Genomic DNA, 17,348 nt, shown 5'->3' with positions numbered 1-17,348 from the left:
GATGAAGCGCGAATACAAAGGCTCTCCGAGCACGGCAGTCGCCACTGGCAGGGAACGCTTTATTGCTGGCGAAGTCCCTTCGGCCAGGGCCACCCAGGATCGAATTGAAATCCCGGAATTCGAACCCTCACTCACTCCCGAAGGTGATGTGAGCCCTGACCGTTTCCTTGACAGGGAACTGAGCTGGCTGGCCTTCAACGCCCGGGTTCTGGAATTGGCAGAAGATCCTGACCTGCAGCTGCTGGAACGCGTCACGTTCCTGTCCATTTTCGCCTCCAACTTGGATGAATTCTTCATGGTCCGGGTGGCTGGTTTGAAGCGCCGCATCGCCGCCGGTTTGGCTGTGCCCTCCCCCGCAGGGCTGAGCCCCTTGGAGGTTTTGGAACAAATCAGCGACGCCGCCCATGAGCTCCATGCCCGGCACGCCCATGTCTTTGCCAACCAGATCCGTCCGGCGTTGGCCTACGAGCACATCCACCTTGTCCACTGGGATGAGCTCGATGACCCTTCCAAGGTTCAGCTTTCAAAGATGTTTGCCGAGAAGATGTTCCCCATCCTCACCCCGCTCGCGGTGGATCCGGCACACCCCTTCCCGTACATTTCCGGCTTGTCCCTGAACTTGGCTGTGGTGGTTCGTAACCCCGTCAGCGACAAGGAACTCTTCGCACGTCTGAAAGTGCCGGATTTGCTCCCCCGCTTGGTGGGACTCGACGGATCCCGCGCCGGTACCGTCCCCGGCCGGGTGGCTCGCTTCATTCCCTTGGAAGAAGTTATCGCCCAGCACCTGGACCAGCTGTTCCCAGGCATGGAAATTGTGGAGCACCACACCTTCCGGGTGACCCGTAACGAAGACCTCGAGGTAGAAGAGGACGACGCCGAGAACCTTCTGCAAGCGCTCGAGAAGGAACTGCTGCGCCGCAAGTTCGGCCCGCCGGTGCGCCTTGAGGTGGCAACAGACATCAACCCCAGCATCCTTGAGCTGTTGGTGCGCGAGCTTGATGTTGACGAGTCAGAGGTTTACTTCCTGCCGGCTCCGCTTGATTTGCGCGGCCTGTCCATCATTGGTGGAATCGATAGGCCGGATCTGCGTTACCCCAAGCATGTGGCTCACACGTCCCGTGATCTGAACGCTTCGGAAACCTCAAAGGCGGCTAACGTCTTTGCTGCCATGCGCCGTCGTGACATCCTGCTGCACCACCCCTATGACGCGTTCTCCACCTCGGTGCAGGCCTTCTTGGAGCAGGCTGCAGCGGATCCCAAGGTGCGCGCCATCAAGCAGACCCTGTACCGGACCTCCGGCGATTCGCCCATTGTTGATGCGCTCGTTGACGCGGCCGAAGCTGGCAAGCAGGTCTTGGCTCTCGTGGAGATCAAGGCTCGCTTTGACGAGCAGGCCAACATCTCTTGGGCCCGGAAACTTGAGCAGGCTGGCGTACACGTGGTGTACGGCATTGTGGGGCTGAAGACTCACTGCAAGCTTTCCTTGGTGGTCCGTCAGGAGCAGGACGGCCTGCGCCGTTACTGCCACATTGGCACGGGAAACTACCACCCCCGCACGGCTAGGTACTACGAAGACTTGGGGCTGCTGACGGCAGACAACCAGGTGGGCGAGGACCTGTCCAAGCTGTTCAACCAGCTCTCGGGCTACGCCCCGAAGACCTCCTTTGACAGGCTATTGGTGGCTCCGCGCTCCGTGCGCAGTGGCCTCATCGATCTGATCGACGCAGAAATCGCGAACAAAAAAGCTGGCTTGCCGGCGCAGGTTCGGATCAAGGTCAATTCCATGGTGGATGAAGCCATCATCGATTCGCTCTACCGCGCCTCACAGGCTGGTGTGGAAGTTGGCGTCATTGTGCGTGGTATTTGTTCACTGCGCCCGGGCATTCCCGGTCTGAGTGAAAACATCACTGTCAGATCGGTACTGGGCCGATTCCTTGAGCACTCACGCGTGTTCACCTTTGCTAATGGCGGTGGTGACAACAGCATTGTCTACATTGGCTCTGCTGACATGATGCACCGGAACCTGGACCGCCGCGTCGAGGCGTTGGTGAGACTGTCCAACCGTGACGACATCGCCGAAGTGAACTCACTTTTGAGCCGCTACCTCGATCCGCAGACGGCCAGCTGGCATCTGGATCAGGAGGGCGAGTGGAAGCGCCACCACCTAGATGGTGAAGGAAACCCCCTGCTCGATGTTCAATCATGGTTGCTTGCCAGCCGGTCACGTCCACGATCTGCACAGCACCGTTAATGCGCAACACTGAACACCTGGAAACCCCGCTTGACGAGAGCATGGCAGTCTCCATTTATGCCGCTGGCGCCCTCTGCTGGCGGGTTAAGAAGAAAAAGTTTGAAGTTCTCTTGATCCATCGTCAGCGCTACGACGACTGGTCCTGGCCTAAAGGCAAGCTGGACAAGGGCGAAACTCTGCCCGAATGTGCAGTGCGGGAAGTGTCTGAGGAAGTGGGCCTGGCCATCACCTTGGGCATTCCGCTGCCGTCTATTCGTTATGCCGTAAAACCGGGCTGCAAAGAAGTCCACTACTGGGCTGCCGCAGTGGATGATCTGCCAGCACTCCCGGACGGTAAGGAAGTGGATGTTGCTCTTTGGTGCAGTCCCGGCAAGGCCCGTGTGCTGCTCTCCAACCCGTCAGATCTAGAACCCTTGGAAGCGCTAGTAGCAGCCTATGAAGGTTCCAGACTGAGCACGTGGCCCTTGGTGATCATCCGGCACGCCAAAGCCAAGCCGCGTTCATCGTGGACACGGGCGGAGGGCGAACGTCCGCTGGCTGCCACCGGCAAACGGCAGGCCCTGTACCTGCATCGACTGCTTATGGCATGGCACCCAGGCCGCATCTACACCAGTGATTGGCTGCGCTGCATCGCCACCATTTCTCCCTATGCGCAGGCCACCAAGGCCAAGGTCAAGGTAGTGCAATGGTTGACGGAAGCCGATCACAAACGCCATCCGGCCAAGGTGACCGCGGTCGTGGAAAAGATGCTGACACGTTCATCGGCCACTGCCCTGTGCACCCACCGCCCGGTGCTGCCCACTGTCCTGAAGGCCCTGGCCGGGCATATGCCCCCCGCAATGCGTCAGTCTCTGCCTTTCCTTGATCCGCATCTATCCCCCGGCGAAGTCCTCATTGCGCACGTTTCCGTGGACAAACCCGGCACCATTGTGGCCTTGGAGCAGCACAAGCCCTACGAAGACTGACAAATCCAGCCTCGATAAACCCGGCTTGGTGCGGCAGCGGCGGCAATTTCCAAAAAGGGGAACTAGGACGCACAGTTCCCCACCGGTGACGTGGTTGAAACCGCCATACGGCGACAAACCCTAGCGCCGATGAATCTTTGTACCGTACACTCGATACAAAGATTCATCGGTCATGGGGGAAATGATGTTTGATATCAACTGGATGGAACTGCTGGTCCTTGTAGGCACGGTGGGTGTCAGCGCCGCAGTTGTGGCGTACCTGGCCCTGCGCATGTTCGTGTGGAGCAAAGCTGCATCAAAATCCCTTGAGCACATCCGCAAGCACGCCCTGTGGACCGGCGTCATTGCTTGGGCGTTCAGCGGCCTGACCGGCGCCAACCGGGCCGGAATTTACAATCCCGACCAACTGCAGGCAGAACCCTGGGCGACAATCCCCTGGCTTGCCATTCTCGGCCCAGTGGTGGCGGTAGTTGCTGTCCACGCCATCGGGCAATCCACCTGGCCCACACCAAAGTCGCCCCGTCGCGTTGCAGTTCTGGAGTTTCGGCGTACCCGCGACTACATCGAGCCGGCCTTGGGATGGACCGTGGCAGGGATCTTCGCGCTCACAGCCGCCACTCTTTCATGGCTCTTTTTCGCCCCCGGATTCATCTCCGCTACCAGCGTCATCCTCGGCGAGAGTGGTCAATCGATTCAGACCCAGCACGGACGCACGCCCGGATATGTCCTCGCCACGGCACTGGGTGCTGGATTTCTTCTTCTCACCGTCGGTACCTTTTTGGTCATGCGCCTCATTGCCTCGCGCAGGTCACTTGAAAATCTGACTCTGGAGCAAAACAACACCCTGCGGACCATCGGCATGAATCGGCTGCTCCGCGTCTCTGCCACCGTCGCATCCGGGCTGGCCGCAATCGCCGGGAACTATCTGAGCCAGCCAGCCCCGGATTCCACCACAACCTCATGGGTGAACTGGCTGGCCATAGTCAACATGGTCGTCCTCATTGCCATGCTGTTCTGGAAGCCCCCATTCCTTGACTCCCCCACGGACGACGCCGGATACAACACTTTGTTCAGTACCGGGAGAGCTGAGGCCACTTCCGCAGGAGACGGCCCCGCCGCGGCCAAACTGAGCAATGCGGCAGGTGTCACGGCACCACTGGCCGGAACTCTTGGCCTCGTGGCTGGGTGGTTGACTGTGCCGTGGTTTGGCTGGCTGGGCCCGCTCACACTGGCCTTGGTTTTCGTGCTGCTCTCGCACTTATGCTTGGAGCTCGTGTTGCGAAAAAATTACGCCACTCCCGGTACCACCCGTACCCGCCTCAAAGCGGCCGTTCCCACAACACTTATTCTCGCCGTTGCCGTTGGCGGGCTCGGTCTCATTCCCCTGCTCATCATGAGTAACAGCATCAATAGGGGAGGCATGTATGACTGGCCAGGTTTTGGCAGTTCCTCGCCGCACTTCCTAGTTCCCCTTGTCTGCGCTGTGGCGCTCCTATTCGCGGGCGCAGCTTCCGCACGCGTTGTCCTGCTGCGCCCAGGATTGAGTAATGCTTCGGAGTTGCTGGATAGAACGCTGCGCAGGCGGTCATTGTTTAGGATCTGCCGAACGGTGGGCGGCGGCTTGTTCGCTCTTCTGGCAGCGGCGTTGCTGGCCGTGGGAACGGAACCAACGTTCGGCGGGGAGTCAGCGAATTCCGCGTTCGGGGTTGTCGGCGCATTCGCTCTAGTGGTTGCAGCCACCCTGTGTTTCTACCCGGTCAGAGGCTTCACTCCGGCCGACTTCATGCCCGTAGCAACGAAGACTTCTGACGCCACACCTCTGAAAAAGTAGCGCCATGGACGCTCAGATTGTCATTGACCTGCAAACGGGAACCCCACCGTACGAACAGGTCCAGACACAAATCTCTTCACTCATTGCCGTTGGTCAGTTGCCAGCAGGCACCCGGCTGCCAACCATTCGAAGCCTCGCTGCGGACCTTGGGGTGGCGGCCGGCACGGTGGCCCGCGCCTACAAGGAGCTGGAGGCCGCCGGCCTTGTCACTACCAACCGCAGGCAGGGCACCGTAGTGGCAGAAGGTCTACTGCCGCAAGGCGCCCTAGCCGATGAACGGAATCCCGGAGCGACTGCGGTGCACCCGCCCCCGCCGGTGACGAACGCACTCGGGGTGATGGCCGCCGTCGAACATCTCATTGAAGAAGGTGAACGGGCAGGGCTGGACGGCAAGATGCTCGTCACACTGTTGCAAGGGCGCCTGAACCAGCGCGGCAAGTAGAAGTAGACTGTCTGGCGTGACTATTTTGACCCCATACGAGGACATGCTGCGCGATGTGCAGGACAACGGCATCGCGAAGTCAGACCGCACCGGCACCGGCACGCGCAGCGTTTTTGGCCGCCAGCTGCGCTTTGATCTGAGCGAGAGTTTCCCGCTGATCACCACCAAGCGCGTGCACTTCAAATCGGTCGCCATGGAGCTGCTATGGTTCCTGCGCGGCGATTCGAATGTGCGCTGGCTCCAGGAGAATGGTGTCAAGATCTGGAACGAGTGGGCGGACGACGACGGCGAGCTTGGTCCCGTGTACGGCGTACAGTGGCGCTCGTGGCCCACCCCGGACGGGGAGCACATCGACCAGATTTCCGCCGTCATGGAGTCGTTGAAGGAAAACCCTGATTCGCGCCGGCACATTGTCTCGGCCTGGAATGTGGCTGAGCTGAAGAACATGGCGTTGCCGCCGTGCCATGCCTTCTTCCAGTTCTATGTTGCCCCCACCGAGGACGGACGCGGCAAGCTCAGCTGCCAGCTGTACCAGCGCTCAGCGGACACGTTCCTGGGCGTGCCGTTCAACATTGCCTCCTATGCTTTGCTGACCATGATGATGGCGCAGCAACTGGACATGGAGCCCGGTGAATTCATCTGGACCGGCGGAGATGTGCATATTTATGACGACCACATCCAGCAGGTCACCGAGCAGCTTTCCCGGGAACCGTACCCGCACCCAAAGCTGCGCATCAACCGCAAACCCGACTCGATCTTTGATTACGAATTTGCAGACTTTGAGCTGGTCGACTACCAGCACCACCCCTCAATTAAGGCGCCGATAGCAGTATGAGCGAGTCCCTCTCCACCTACCGTTTCACCCAGCCCATCGTCGGCATGATCTGGGCTCAGACTAACCAAGGTGTCATTGGGGCCGATGGCGGCATGCCGTGGCACTTGCCCGAGGACATGGCCCACTTCAAGCGCGTCACTCTGGGCCACCCGGTGGTCATGGGACGGCGCACCTGGGAATCCTTCCCGGACAAGTTCCGCCCGCTGCCGGAGCGCACCAACATCGTGGTGACCCGGCAACCAGGGTGGGCTTCCACGCCTGAGGCTAGCGGCGCCGTCGTGCTTGACTCGCTTGAGGAGGCCATCGTTGAGGCGCAGTTCTCCCCCGGCGGCAATGAAGTCTGGGTCATTGGCGGCGGCCAGGTCTATGCGCAGGCAGCCGAGCACTGCAATGTGGCCGTGGTGACAGTCATCAATTCAGACGTTGCCGGCGATACGCAAGCTCCTGGGCTGGGCCAGGACTGGACGTTCCGAGGGGCGTCGCCCGTGGAGGGCTGGCACACCTCGAAGAACGGGACCGAATACCGGATCACCCTGTGGGCCAAGGGCGAGACCGAGTTCGCGGCTCCCGAGTAATTGCTCCCCAAATAGGGCGATGGGGAGTCCACACCATCGCGGTACGGCGGTGCTGTAGCTAGGCTCTAAGCAGACTTGCAACACTTTCCTTATCCCTCACAATCCGGAGCGACTATGTCTGAAATGCTGGGTGCCGACCTTGAAGAACTCCGGGCCTTGGCCCGAGACTTCTCAGGCAACTCGCAAAAGCTTGTCCAAGCCCAGAAGATCATCGACGGTGCCGTGAACCAGCTCCCGCGCTACTGGCAGGGTCCTGACGCACAGCGATTCGCCTCACAATGGCGCGGTCAACACCGCGGTGTCATTTCCCGCACGGCCGCCATGCTCGATGAGTCTGCCGATCTCCTCAAAAAGAACGCGCAGGAGCAGGAACAGGCCAGCTCGGCTTCGAGCCTGAGCGGGCCCGGTGGTTCTAGCGGAGGCGGTGGAGGCGAAGGCGGCGGCGAGAATCCCATCGTCAAGTTTGGCCCGGATTGGCTGGCGGACGAGGACTCACCGTTCCGAAACGGTTGGAACGCCTATGAGTGGGCCAAGCTCATCCCCAACATGCGTGCCGGAATTTTCGACATTGCAGCTATGGCGAGCAAGGCCAACCGGGCAGGCTTCTTCGATCCAGCAGCGTGGAAGGCCTTCCAGCAGAGCAATGCTTTCAGCCAGTTCGCCAACATGTCCTCGGATCTCTTTGACGGCAATTGGGGCTCGGCGTTCAATGTGGCGGAAACCGGCAAGGCTTTCAAGTTCTTGGAAGCCGGCGGTCACGCTCTCGGAGTGGTGGGCGTTGGCTTGGATGCGATCGATAGCGTCAACCATCTGGCTAACGGCGAGTATGGGGAGGCCGGCTACTCAGCGGCAAAGACGGCGCTCGGGGTCCTATCCTTTGTGCCACCCCCGGTCGGAACGGTTGCGGCTGTGGCCAGCGGGGCACTGTTCCTATATGACAACGTGCCGATCATCCACGACTCCGTCAATTACGTGGGGGAAAAGATTGCTGAAGGTACCGGGGAAGTGGTTGATGCTGTGGCAGATACCGGAAAGAAAGTTGCCAAGTTCTTTGGCTTCTAACTGCGCGATACCTCACCACTGCGCATCTCATCGTTTGACTTCCATTACAGAGGAGAAACTATTTTGACTCAGGCAACGACGTCCACAGAGCAGGGCTTCCCCGACGCAATCGGCTTCGGTTTCGCCGAACTTGTAGCGCTGCTGAATTTGGTCCGAGGTGACGCCACGACAGCCAGTGCTGCGGCACTTCGCATCGAGGCGGAACTCGATGATGACAAGGTCCTGTTCGCTGGTGCCTCGTCCTTGGTGGCGCGAGGTTTCGCCACAGTTGAATCGGGCGGTGAACTGAGCATCAATGGACCCGTAGCAGCCGTCACGCATGCCTTGTCCACGGCGACGCGGCGCATGGAAATTTCTCTACTGACGGCCGACGGCGGCGATAGCGTCATTAGCGTTGATGCCCCCAACTACGGCATTATTCTCCAGCCTCGCGCCTACCTGACCTGGTTCGCTATGGCGCAGAAGCCAGAGATCTCGCCAGCGGAGGGAAATTTCTGGATTATGCGCAAGCACTTGGAGGAGAACCCCTCCGGCGGTGCAACCATCAAACGCCGGGAAGACACCACAGGGCAAGAGCTCCTGCTCAAGCGCGATGGCCCCTCCTGGACGGTGGGCTACAACTCCCCCGGCCCCGAAGACATTGAGCCCATCACCGGCCTGACAGATGCAGACGTGCTCCAGCGCATCCGCGCGATCCGGCAGGACTAGCCGATGGCTGTGGATCCACAACGCGCTTGGCGGGACCAGCAGGCTACGGCCTGGCACGAGCAGGCAGTTGCCGGCGGCCAGAAACGCTACCTGCGCCGCGCCTTCAACGGCGAACTCGTCAGCTACCTCCCGGAGGAATATGGGGTGGCTCGCAACGGACTCGGACCCAAAATCCGCACGGTCTGGGGACATGCAATTTTGGTGGCGGGTGAAGTGATCACTCTAAGCCTCTTTTTCTGGGCCCTGAGTGTGGGAGTTCGGGGCGGACATACGGATGTCCCTGCTGGACTGTGGGTAGTTTTTGCCTTTTTCGGTCTGGTCATCGTCTACTCCACCTGGAATCTCGTCAAGGAGGCCAAGGCCACACGCCTGCGGCGCCAGCGGGGCCTTCCCACACCGGCAGAATAATGTTCCATGACCAGCAGGCCAGACCATACATCTGATAGGAGATGAGGCTGCCGTGAGCGAGAAACCGCCAAAACCTGAGGGTGCCCATGCCGCACAACCCGGGGACACTACCTACCGCTCCGGTCACGAACGGCGACAAGGCTTTTATAAGTCCGAAGTGGAACGTGAGGCCTTTCGCCAAGGCATGACGGTTGAAGAATACGGTGTTTACAAGGATTCAGTGGGAAGTTCCGTAAAGCCCATGAACAGCGCAGGCGGACTGTTGACAATCTCGCTGCTGCTGACAGTCATCAATGGCGCCCTTTGGGTCATGTTCATCATCCATTGGATTCAGGCAGGGCCGCAGGAAGCTTTGAAGAACATCGTTCCCCTGCTCCTGGCTGGAATGTTTGTACCGTGGAGCTGGGTGTACTTTGCCCGCGAGCACAAGGCGGAGAGACTTCGCAAGGCACGTGGCATCGCGCTGATCCGGCCGCAGTAGCGGTGTCGCGGTTGCCACTAAGGATCCAATCAACACCTAGAGGGAAGCCAAGCAAGTCATGACTCGCCCGACACCGGGGCCTAACGGCCCGAACCACGATCCAGGCCCCTTCAATGTAAGCCAGTACCAGGACGAATTCGGGCCGGGCGGCGTCCCACCGGATTACACATTCCACGCTAAAACACCGCTGCAGAATCCCAACGCCATTCGCGTACTTGGTGTTGTCATGCTCGTCATCGCCTGCGTCCCCCTTTACCCGGCCACGCTTTCCGGCTTTGCCATGCCGGGCGTCATTTATGCCGGCCTGATATTCTTGGGTGCCGCCGCCACGGGCGTCTGGGGCTTCATCATTGCAGGCCGTCGGCAGCGGTGGCTTGAGGAGAAGGGCATCCCCCGCAAGGACTGGTAACTTGGCCGGCCAGCACCCCACCTGGCCAGCCCCGCACCAAGCCCAACTCACCGCAAAAGGTGCCAGACGCCGTCGTACATGTTCATCAGATGACACGGATTTGCCGCTAGTTTGCCCCTCCACCGTAAACTTGGGGCATGACCAATAACAGTGTTCCTTCCGTCGGCCTGGTTGGCTGGCGCGGCATGGTCGGTTCCGTCCTGGTGCAGCGTATGCAGGACGAAGGCGACTTCGGCGATATCAACCCCGTCTTCTTCTCCACCTCGAACGCCGGCGGCAATGCCCCGGCGATTACCGGCGGCGATGCCGGCAAGCTCGAAGACGCCTTTGATATTGACACTCTGGCGAAACTTCCCATTATTGTCACCGCTCAGGGCGGGGACTACACCAGCCGTGTGCACACCGAGCTGCGCAACCGCGGCTGGGACGGGCTCTGGATGGACGCGGCATCAACGCTGCGCATGAACAACGACTCCATCATTGTGCTTGACCCCATCAACCGCGCCGTCATTGACGCCGGGCTGGCATCTGGCGTCAAGGACTTTGTGGGCGGCAACTGCACCGTCTCCTGCATGCTCATGGGCTTGGGCGGGCTGTTCAAGAACGGCCTGGTCGAGTGGGGTACCTCCATGACCTACCAGGCTGCTTCCGGCGGCGGCGCCCGCCACATGCGCGAACTCCTGAACCAGTTCGGCACGCTGAACTCCGAGGTTTCCTCCGAGCTGGACAACCCGGCGTCGGCCATTCTGGAAATTGACCGCAAGGTCCTGGCCCACCAGCGCGAAGGCATCGACTCATCCCAGTTCGGCGTGCCGCTGGCTGGCTCCTTGATCCCCTGGATCGACGCCGATTTGGGCAACGGCCAGTCCAAGGAAGAGTGGAAGGCAGGGGTTGAAACCAACAAGATCCTTGGCACCACTGACGCCAACCGCGTGATCATGGACGGTCTGTGCGTACGCATCGGCGCCATGCGTTCACACTCCCAGGCTCTGACACTCAAGCTGCGCGAAGACCTGTCCGTTGCCGAGATCGAGTCCCTGCTGGCGTCCGATAACGAGTGGGCCAAGGTGGTTCCCAACACCAAGGAAGCTTCCATGGCGGATCTGACCCCCGTGGCCGCCTCCGGCACGCTGGAGGTCCCCGTGGGCCGCATCCGCAAGATGGAAATGGGCCCGGAATACATCAGCGCCTTCACCGTGGGCGACCAGCTCCTCTGGGGTGCCGCCGAGCCGCTGCGCCGCATGCTCAAGATTGCCGTCGGCACGCTCTAACCCGACGACACACTGACCCGCAGGGAACGCTTTGGCGGACTCTGCGGGTCAGTTGTTTAAGTACGCGGCATAGCGTGCGGCCTGTTTTTCCAGAGCCTTCGCCTGTGCTGGCCGGATCTCCCCAAAAAATTCCGGAAGCACGACGCCGGCCAGTTGCCTTTGTTTCTCGGCCGTCCCTTGCGCTTTGCGCCACGTGCCAGCCACTTGTCCGCCGAGCACAACTGTCGCCTTGAACATCCCGTTGTTTCCCGGCACCGTCAGCGGCGCGTGGTGCGGGGCCAGCGCCGCACTACGGTCCGTGTAGCCCAGCAGGTATTCGTCGAAGCCAGGGAGCAGAATCACTGATCTGGCCCCGGGCAGTCTCAGTGGTTCTGCACTGCCTGCCTTTTCTGCACCGTCCCCGGTTTCCATACCGTCCCCGAGCAACGCCGCCGTCGCCGGAGCCAGGTAATAGCTGACACCATTGCAGTCGATCGTTTCCAGCTGGTCCCCCAGCTGTGCCATCCCTCTGTTGATGTCCTTGAGCGTCAGCTTGGTCCACCATTGGAAGTCTTTGATGGTTGCCGGTCCGTGGCTGCGGAAGTAGCGCAGGGCCAGCTCTGCCAAGGATTGGTCTCTATCCAGCACGCGCGAGTTCTTGATCCATTCTTTTGAGTTGACGTAGAACTGGGCGGTACCCGTGCTGGCACTATTAATCGGGCCCTGCACCAGTGTTCCTTCCAGACACAACAGGAACAATAAGTGATAGCCACGTTGCGTCTTGGTCCCCTGGCCTGCCTGTTCAAACACGGCGAAAAGTTCTTCCCGAGTGGCCCGGCCACCCGATCTTTCCAATAAATCAAGAGCTAGATCGCGCACCAAATCGATGTCAGGCGCAGTAATTTCCAGCTGGCGATGGCGAGTTGCCTGTGCGGTTAACATGCGCTCAGCCGTGAGGCGAAGAATCCAACCCAGGTCTTCGGCCGCCGTGACGTGCAGGGTGCCACGGAGCGGACAGGAACGCACCAACTCGCCACTGTTGAACGCCGCCACGACTTCGCTCCGGACGGTGCCGGACGAGCGCAGGCCGATGGACCACAGAGCACCTGGCAAGTCTTGGCCCTGCAGAGCTGTCAGCCAACGCACAACGTCCACCGGCCCCTGTGCGGGACTGGTGGACGTTGGAAGGATGAGCTGTGCGGCGAGCCGGAGCTTGGACAAGGTCAGCGGGGAAACACGAAGTGTCATGTCCCAAATCTAACCCCACGCCGTTAACTGATGCGGCGTTTGGAAAAAAGGGCCGGAAAGTGATGCCGCGTCGGGTGGGGCCAGAGGCTAGCGGGCGGTGCGCATGCTGGCCGTGATGGGGCACTCGAACGGATCGCGCTGGCCCAGGCCTACCTTGTTCAGGTAACGCATGACGATCATGTACGACTGTCCCAGCGTGGTTTCCGTGTAAGTGATGTTGCGCTCGGCGCAGTATTCGCGAACCATCGGCTGAACGGCCTTGAGGTTCTTGGATGACATGGTGGGGAAAAGGTGGTGTTCGATCTGGTAGTTCAAGCCACCCATGCCAACATCAACCCACCAGCCGCCGGAGATGTTGCGGCTCATGAGGGTCTGGCGGCGCATGAAGTCAATCTTGACGTCCTTGGGAACCAGCGGCATACCCTTGTGGTTCGGTGCGAAGGCACAACCCATGTACAGGCCGAGGCCCATGATCTGCACGGCCACGAAGGCCAGGCCAATGCCCCAACCCAGGAACCAGATGGTGAAGGCGGGGAGCAAGACCAAACGCACTACCAGCAAGGCAATCTCAGCCTTACGTTCAGGCACAATCTGCTTGCGGTCCAGCACGCGCTTCACGGCGGCAATGTGCAGATCCAGCGCGGCAAGTGTCAGGAGCGGGAAGAAGAAGGCACCCTGGCGGCGGGCAAACCATTTGGCAAAGCCGGTTCGCTTGGCAGCATTCTCGGGGTCAAACACGAGCGCGCCGGGATCGATGTCGCCATCCACGCCGATCTTGTTCGGGTTCAGGTGGTGCTTGCCGTGCTTGTTCATCCACCAGCCGTAGCTCAGGCCGACAAACAAGTTTCCGGAGATGCGGGCCAGCCAGGCGTTCTTCTTCGCCGAGGCGAACACCTGACGGTGGGCGGCGTCGTGCGAGATGAACGCAGTCTGCGTGCACATGAAGGCGAACAACACAGCGGTGACCATCTGCCACCAGCTCTGGCCAAGCGTCAGGAACAGTGCAAAGACGGCCAGATAGCCGATGCTCTGACGAATGATGCGCAACACATACCACTTGATGTCGCGTTCCATGTAGCCAGCGGCGCGGACCTGCTCGGTCAGCGCAATGAAGTCAGTGACGTGCCGATCGCGGGCAGGACGCTTCCTGGCAGGCTTGGTCAGCACTGCGGTTTCGTCCAGTACGGTTTCGTCCAGTACATCCGGGTTATCAAGTGTTGCCGACGACATGAGGCTCCTCGTCTTGGCCCGCCTTAGAAGGAAGCACCAGGTAATAGAAAAATCTGAATCTTTCCATTAACACTACGAATATCCGTGGCGGCACACATCACACCCGGGAGCCGTCTTAACCCCCTACCCGGGTAGGGGTGCAGGGCCTCCGGGACAAAAATGCCGCCGGTACTGGTGATGCCACCCTGGAGCGGCGGCAATCACCAGTAGCGGCGGCATGGCCCCGAAATCGCGAGGGTAGTTGGGCCCACGCCTGCGAGGGGCCCCGGCAGAGGGACGAGGCTGGGGTGCAGGTGGCTACAGCGTGCAGCCTACAAGAACGGGTTCGGGGACTAGCGTAATGCCGAATTCACGCACGACGCCGTCCCGCACCTCGCGGGCAACCGCCAGGATGTCCTGGGCGCTGGCCCCGCCACGGTTGGTAATGGCGAGGGTGTGCTTTGTGGAGAGAGAAGCACGCGGCGGGGCCCCGGCGTCGTGCTTCACAGATGCGCCACCCGCAACCGCTGCGGACAGCTCGCCGGCCAAGCCGAAGCCCTTGGAGAACCCTGCATGCTCAATGAGCCAGGCGGCGCTGAGTTTGACCAGTTCGCCTACGGGCCAGCGCGGTGCGTCAGCGGGCAGGGTGGCGGCAATCTCGGCGGAGACGATGGGGTTGGTGAAGAAAGAACCGGTGGAGTAGGTATCGCGGTCGGCCGGGTCAAGGACCATGCCCTTGGATGCGCGCAGGGCCAGCACGGTGCGGCGTAGCTCCAGCGAATTGGCGCGCTTGCCGACCTCTACCTCGAGGCGGCGTGCCAGCTCCGCGTACTTCACGGGAGCACTCATCCGGCCAAGGAGCAGCTGGAATTCCACAGTGAGGACCACATAGCGCGGGGACCCATTGACGGTGGCAGCCTTCAACAATGAATCACGGTAGCCGAAGTTGAGCTCATGGTTGGTGAACGTGTGGACAGCGTTTTTCTCCCTGTCCCATGTGCGCACAGCGGCAATGGTCTGTGCAACCTCGCAGCCGTAGGCGCCCACATTTTGCACCGGAGTTGCCCCTGCACTGCCGGGAATTCCGGACAGCGCTTCCAGACCGCTCCAGGCGTGCAGCACGGTTTGGTGAACAAAATCGTCCCAGTTGTGGCCGGCCTGGACAACCACGGAGGCGCCACCGCAGGAATCTTCTGAGTCCGCAGCGTAACCCTGGCTGGAAATCTTCAGGACCGTGCCAGCGAAGCCGTCATCTGAGACGAGCAGATTGGAACCGCCACCAATGATCAGCAGGGGGTCGCCCGACTCATCCGCAGTCCGCACGGCGGCAATGATCTCCGCCTCCGTGGTGGCCTCAACATAATTGCGAGCTGGACCTCCCACATTAAGGGTGGTCAGGGAACTCAGAAGCTTTTGCTCATTCACCAGTCCAGACTATCGCTTGAGAGCTGGCTGGTTCACGTCCAGATACGCCGGCTTGCGCACCACAGGTGTCAGGAAGAAGGCAATGACCAACATGCCCAGCACCGCCAACAACGAATGCAGCACCCCGACATGCTCTGCCAGCAGCCCCAACAACGGCGGTCCGCCGAGAAAAGCTCCATAGCCGAGAGTGGAGACCACGGAGACGCGAGCGGCGGCGTGCTCGGGATCGTCAGAGGCAGCAGACATCGCCACAGGGAAACCCAGCGCGGAGCCAAGTCCCCAGAACACCAGTGCGGCCAAGGCGATCTCTGCAGTTGGGGCAAAAACAAACAGACCCAAGCCAATGACGGCCAGTGCGGCACCAACGCGCAAGACGCTGACGCGGCCAAACTTGTCCAGCACCACGGTTCCAGCAAAGCGACCAATGGTCATGGCGGAGACAAAGATGCCATAACCCACTGCGCCGATCGCGGCGGTTGAGCCGTAGCCGTCAACCATGGCCAATGCGACCCAGTCGCCCGCAGCGCCCTCGGCCAGACCAAGGCCCAGCACCAGGGCGCCGAGCAGGAGAGTGCGGGGATCGCGCCAGGCGGCGGCGATCTTCGCCTTCCCGGCTTTCTTCTCAGCGGCAGCCTTGTCCGCGCTAAGACTTTCGGCGGTGCCTCTTGTCCCGGCGGTGCCTGCGGTGCCGGCTGTGATGATCGGGATGGGACCCGTGCCCGGAACAGCGCTGGAATCACCGAGGTCCACCATGACTCCGGAGGAGTCCAGCTTGTCGGCCTGGTAGTGGCCGGCGCCGATCAGCACGGCAATGCAGACCGCAACCGCCACGAGGGACAGGTGGACGGCCACCGGAACGTGGACGGAGGCGGCGAGGGCCCCCAGCCCGGCGCCCACCACGGTGCCGATACTGAAGGCGCCATGCAGGCGTGGCATGATGTGCCGGCCCAGAGCGCGTTCCACCGCGGCTCCCTCAATATTTGAGGACGTGTTCCAGCTGCCCGTGCCGAGTCCCACCAGCACCAGCCCGGCTCCCACCACCAATGGATCCGCGAACACGGTGGCACCCAGACCGGCGATCAGGACACCGATGGTTTGGATAACAATACTGACCCGAGTGGTCATTTTGGAGCCAAGCCGCAGCACCACCAGACCCGATGCCGCCACCGAGACAAAGGAGCCCAGGGACATGCATAGGAGCATGAGCCCTATTTCCCCAGGTGTCAGCCCCAGGTCATCGCGAATGGCGGGAATGCGTGAGACCCAGGTGGCAAAGACCAACCCGGAACCGGCGTAGGCGGTGACAACACCGTTTCGCCAGGCGGAAACCTGACTCACGTCACGCGAACGGTGGCTTGCGCCTTCATCAGCACCTTTTGGCCGTCTAGCGTCACCGTCAAGTCAACACGTGCGGTGCCGGCTTCGGCATCCAATGCACCCACCACACCCACAACTTCCACAACGGCACCCGGTGCGCCATCAAGATCAGCCACGGGAACAGGCTTGGTGAAGCGCGTTCCATAAGATAGGACGGCGCCCGGGTCACCGATCCAGTCAGTCACCAACTGCACTGCCGCACCCATGGTGAACATGCCATGGGCAATGACGCCGGGGAGCTCCACCTCGCGGGCGAAGCGTTCGTTCCAGTGGATCGGGTTGAAGTCGCCCGAGGCACCGGCGTACTTCACCAGGTCCGCACGGGAAATCTCCAGGGTGCGTGAGCCGATCTCGGTGCCCACGGCCAAATCTGCCATCTCAACTTTTTGCGTCGTCATTACTGTCCCTCTCCGCGCACCAGGATGGCGGACACTGTGGTGGCGACAGCAACGCCGTCGACAGTTGAAATTTCTGCACGGGTGGTGATCATAGCCCCGCCACCCATGGCGCGGACAGTGTCCACGTGCAGCGCGGCAAGCAGCTCATCGCCGGCCACGATGGGACGGTGGTGGGTGAAGCGCTGTTCCGCGTGCACCACACGGGAGAAATCAATCCCGGAATCGGAGTCATTGATCAGCAAGGCATCGGCACGCTGCGCCACGATAATGGCGTAGGTGGGCGGTGCAACAAGATCGGCATGGCCCAAAGCATGAGCTGCGGAAACGTCAAAATGGGCTGCATGAGTGGCTTTGACGGCCCTGGCGAAGTCACGAATGGACTCCCTGCCAACACTGTACGGTTCACCTAATGCGTAGCTGCGCCCCTGCAGCTCTGGGTTGATGGTCATGGGCTTAAGCCTATAGGGCACATGC

At 60.9% G+C, this 17,348-nt stretch carries 18 protein-coding genes; 12 read left to right on the top strand and 6 right to left on the bottom strand.

From position 1 onward, the window contains the following. Position 1 precedes the first annotated feature (1 nt). From CXQ93_RS09285 to asd, 12 genes are all read left to right on the top strand, one after another. The gene (locus CXQ93_RS09285; protein ID WP_104110145.1) at positions 2–2,251 is read left to right on the top strand and encodes an RNA degradosome polyphosphate kinase; all 2,250 of its coding nucleotides are present in this window, start codon (positions 2–4) and stop codon (positions 2,249–2,251) included. Continuing rightward, positions 2,251–3,216 carry an NUDIX hydrolase gene (locus CXQ93_RS09280; protein WP_104110144.1) on the top strand — a complete coding sequence of 322 codons (966 nt, stop codon included), beginning with the start codon at positions 2,251–2,253 and terminating at the stop codon, positions 3,214–3,216. Before CXQ93_RS09285 ends, CXQ93_RS09280 begins: the two co-directional genes overlap by 1 nt. A 172-nt stretch (positions 3,217–3,388) precedes the next feature. Beyond that, the gene (locus tag CXQ93_RS09275; protein ID WP_104110143.1) at positions 3,389–5,047 is read left to right on the top strand and encodes a hypothetical protein; all 1,659 of its coding nucleotides are present in this window, start codon (positions 3,389–3,391) and stop codon (positions 5,045–5,047) included. 4 nt (positions 5,048–5,051) lie between these two features. Continuing rightward, positions 5,052–5,489 carry a GntR family transcriptional regulator gene (locus CXQ93_RS09270; RefSeq protein ID WP_104110142.1) on the top strand — a complete coding sequence of 146 codons (438 nt, stop codon included), beginning with the start codon at positions 5,052–5,054 and terminating at the stop codon, positions 5,487–5,489. 16 nt (positions 5,490–5,505) lie between these two features. Continuing rightward, on the top strand, positions 5,506–6,324 hold the full coding sequence (locus CXQ93_RS09265; RefSeq protein ID WP_104110141.1) for a thymidylate synthase: 819 nt from the start codon (positions 5,506–5,508) through the stop codon (positions 6,322–6,324). Further along, positions 6,321–6,899 (top strand): dihydrofolate reductase, encoded by a 579-nt coding sequence (locus CXQ93_RS09260; RefSeq protein ID WP_104110140.1) that lies wholly within the window; start codon positions 6,321–6,323, stop codon positions 6,897–6,899. Before CXQ93_RS09265 ends, CXQ93_RS09260 begins: the two co-directional genes overlap by 4 nt. Positions 6,900–7,013: 114 nt before the next feature. Continuing rightward, on the top strand, positions 7,014–7,961 hold the full coding sequence (locus CXQ93_RS09255; RefSeq protein WP_258068778.1) for a WXG100 family type VII secretion target: 948 nt from the start codon (positions 7,014–7,016) through the stop codon (positions 7,959–7,961). Positions 7,962–8,024: 63 nt separating this feature from the next. Then, complete coding sequence (locus CXQ93_RS09250; RefSeq protein WP_104110139.1) at positions 8,025–8,669, top strand: hypothetical protein; 645 nt, start codon at positions 8,025–8,027, stop codon at positions 8,667–8,669. Positions 8,670–8,672: 3 nt separating this feature from the next. Next, positions 8,673–9,077 carry a hypothetical protein gene (locus CXQ93_RS09245; protein ID WP_104110138.1) on the top strand — a complete coding sequence of 135 codons (405 nt, stop codon included), beginning with the start codon at positions 8,673–8,675 and terminating at the stop codon, positions 9,075–9,077. A 52-nt stretch (positions 9,078–9,129) separates the two neighbouring features. Next, positions 9,130–9,558 carry a hypothetical protein gene (locus tag CXQ93_RS09240; RefSeq protein WP_104110137.1) on the top strand — a complete coding sequence of 143 codons (429 nt, stop codon included), beginning with the start codon at positions 9,130–9,132 and terminating at the stop codon, positions 9,556–9,558. Positions 9,559–9,616: 58 nt separating this feature from the next. Continuing rightward, entirely contained in the window at positions 9,617–9,967 is a 351-nt protein-coding gene (locus CXQ93_RS09235; protein WP_104110136.1) for a hypothetical protein, read from the top strand. A gap of 137 nt (positions 9,968–10,104) precedes the next feature. After that, complete coding sequence (gene asd, locus CXQ93_RS09230) at positions 10,105–11,238, top strand: aspartate-semialdehyde dehydrogenase (protein WP_104110135.1); 1,134 nt, start codon at positions 10,105–10,107, stop codon at positions 11,236–11,238. A 48-nt stretch (positions 11,239–11,286) separates the two neighbouring features. Here asd and CXQ93_RS09225 read toward each other — a convergent pair whose 3' ends face one another. The 6 genes from CXQ93_RS09225 to CXQ93_RS09200 all read right to left on the bottom strand — a co-directional run bounded on the left by CXQ93_RS09225 (position 11,287) and on the right by CXQ93_RS09200 (position 17,323). After that, positions 11,287–12,465, bottom strand: coding sequence for a winged helix DNA-binding domain-containing protein (locus CXQ93_RS09225; protein WP_104110134.1), 1,179 nt, complete (start codon positions 12,463–12,465; stop codon positions 11,287–11,289). Positions 12,466–12,552: 87 nt separating this feature from the next. Beyond that, positions 12,553–13,695 (bottom strand): acyl-CoA desaturase, encoded by a 1,143-nt coding sequence (locus tag CXQ93_RS09220; protein WP_104110133.1) that lies wholly within the window; start codon positions 13,693–13,695, stop codon positions 12,553–12,555. 297 nt (positions 13,696–13,992) lie between these two features. Continuing rightward, positions 13,993–15,099 (bottom strand): UDP-N-acetylmuramate dehydrogenase, encoded by a 1,107-nt coding sequence (locus tag CXQ93_RS09215; RefSeq protein ID WP_104110132.1) that lies wholly within the window; start codon positions 15,097–15,099, stop codon positions 13,993–13,995. Positions 15,100–15,108: 9 nt separating this feature from the next. Beyond that, positions 15,109–16,437, bottom strand: coding sequence for a sugar MFS transporter (locus CXQ93_RS09210; RefSeq protein WP_104110131.1), 1,329 nt, complete (start codon positions 16,435–16,437; stop codon positions 15,109–15,111). Continuing rightward, positions 16,434–16,874 carry a MaoC family dehydratase gene (locus CXQ93_RS09205; protein ID WP_104110130.1) on the bottom strand — a complete coding sequence of 147 codons (441 nt, stop codon included), beginning with the start codon at positions 16,872–16,874 and terminating at the stop codon, positions 16,434–16,436. The genes CXQ93_RS09210 and CXQ93_RS09205 overlap by 4 nt, the downstream gene beginning before the upstream one ends. After that, positions 16,874–17,323 carry a MaoC family dehydratase N-terminal domain-containing protein gene (locus tag CXQ93_RS09200; protein ID WP_104110129.1) on the bottom strand — a complete coding sequence of 150 codons (450 nt, stop codon included), beginning with the start codon at positions 17,321–17,323 and terminating at the stop codon, positions 16,874–16,876. Before CXQ93_RS09200 ends, CXQ93_RS09205 begins: the two co-directional genes overlap by 1 nt. Positions 17,324–17,348 lie beyond the last annotated feature (25 nt).

The sequence above is a fragment of the Arthrobacter sp. N199823 genome (assembly GCF_002929705.1).
Lineage (GTDB): Bacteria > Actinomycetota > Actinomycetes > Actinomycetales > Micrococcaceae > Specibacter.
This window is presented reverse-complemented; position numbering and strand designations above follow the sequence as displayed.

Excerpts from the sequence above, each read along its gene's own strand:
- CXQ93_RS09285 (WP_104110145.1), top strand. The coding sequence starts at position 2 with ATGAAGCGCGAATACAAAGGCTCTCCGAGCACGGCAGTCGCCACTGGC.
- CXQ93_RS09280 (WP_104110144.1), top strand. The coding sequence starts at position 2,251 with ATGCGCAACACTGAACACCTGGAAACCCCGCTTGACGAGAGCATGGCA.
- CXQ93_RS09275 (WP_104110143.1), top strand. The coding sequence starts at position 3,389 with ATGGGGGAAATGATGTTTGATATCAACTGGATGGAACTGCTGGTCCTT.
- CXQ93_RS09270 (WP_104110142.1), top strand. The coding sequence starts at position 5,052 with ATGGACGCTCAGATTGTCATTGACCTGCAAACGGGAACCCCACCGTAC.
- CXQ93_RS09260 (WP_104110140.1), top strand. The coding sequence starts at position 6,321 with ATGAGCGAGTCCCTCTCCACCTACCGTTTCACCCAGCCCATCGTCGGC.
- CXQ93_RS09255 (WP_258068778.1), top strand. The coding sequence starts at position 7,014 with ATGTCTGAAATGCTGGGTGCCGACCTTGAAGAACTCCGGGCCTTGGCC.
- CXQ93_RS09245 (WP_104110138.1), top strand. The coding sequence starts at position 8,673 with ATGGCTGTGGATCCACAACGCGCTTGGCGGGACCAGCAGGCTACGGCC.
- CXQ93_RS09235 (WP_104110136.1), top strand. The coding sequence starts at position 9,617 with ATGACTCGCCCGACACCGGGGCCTAACGGCCCGAACCACGATCCAGGC.
- asd (WP_104110135.1), top strand. The coding sequence starts at position 10,105 with ATGACCAATAACAGTGTTCCTTCCGTCGGCCTGGTTGGCTGGCGCGGC.
- CXQ93_RS09225 (WP_104110134.1), bottom strand. The coding sequence starts at position 12,465 with ATGACACTTCGTGTTTCCCCGCTGACCTTGTCCAAGCTCCGGCTCGCC.
- CXQ93_RS09220 (WP_104110133.1), bottom strand. The coding sequence starts at position 13,695 with ATGTCGTCGGCAACACTTGATAACCCGGATGTACTGGACGAAACCGTA.
- CXQ93_RS09205 (WP_104110130.1), bottom strand. The coding sequence starts at position 16,874 with ATGACGACGCAAAAAGTTGAGATGGCAGATTTGGCCGTGGGCACCGAG.
- CXQ93_RS09200 (WP_104110129.1), bottom strand. The coding sequence starts at position 17,323 with ATGACCATCAACCCAGAGCTGCAGGGGCGCAGCTACGCATTAGGTGAA.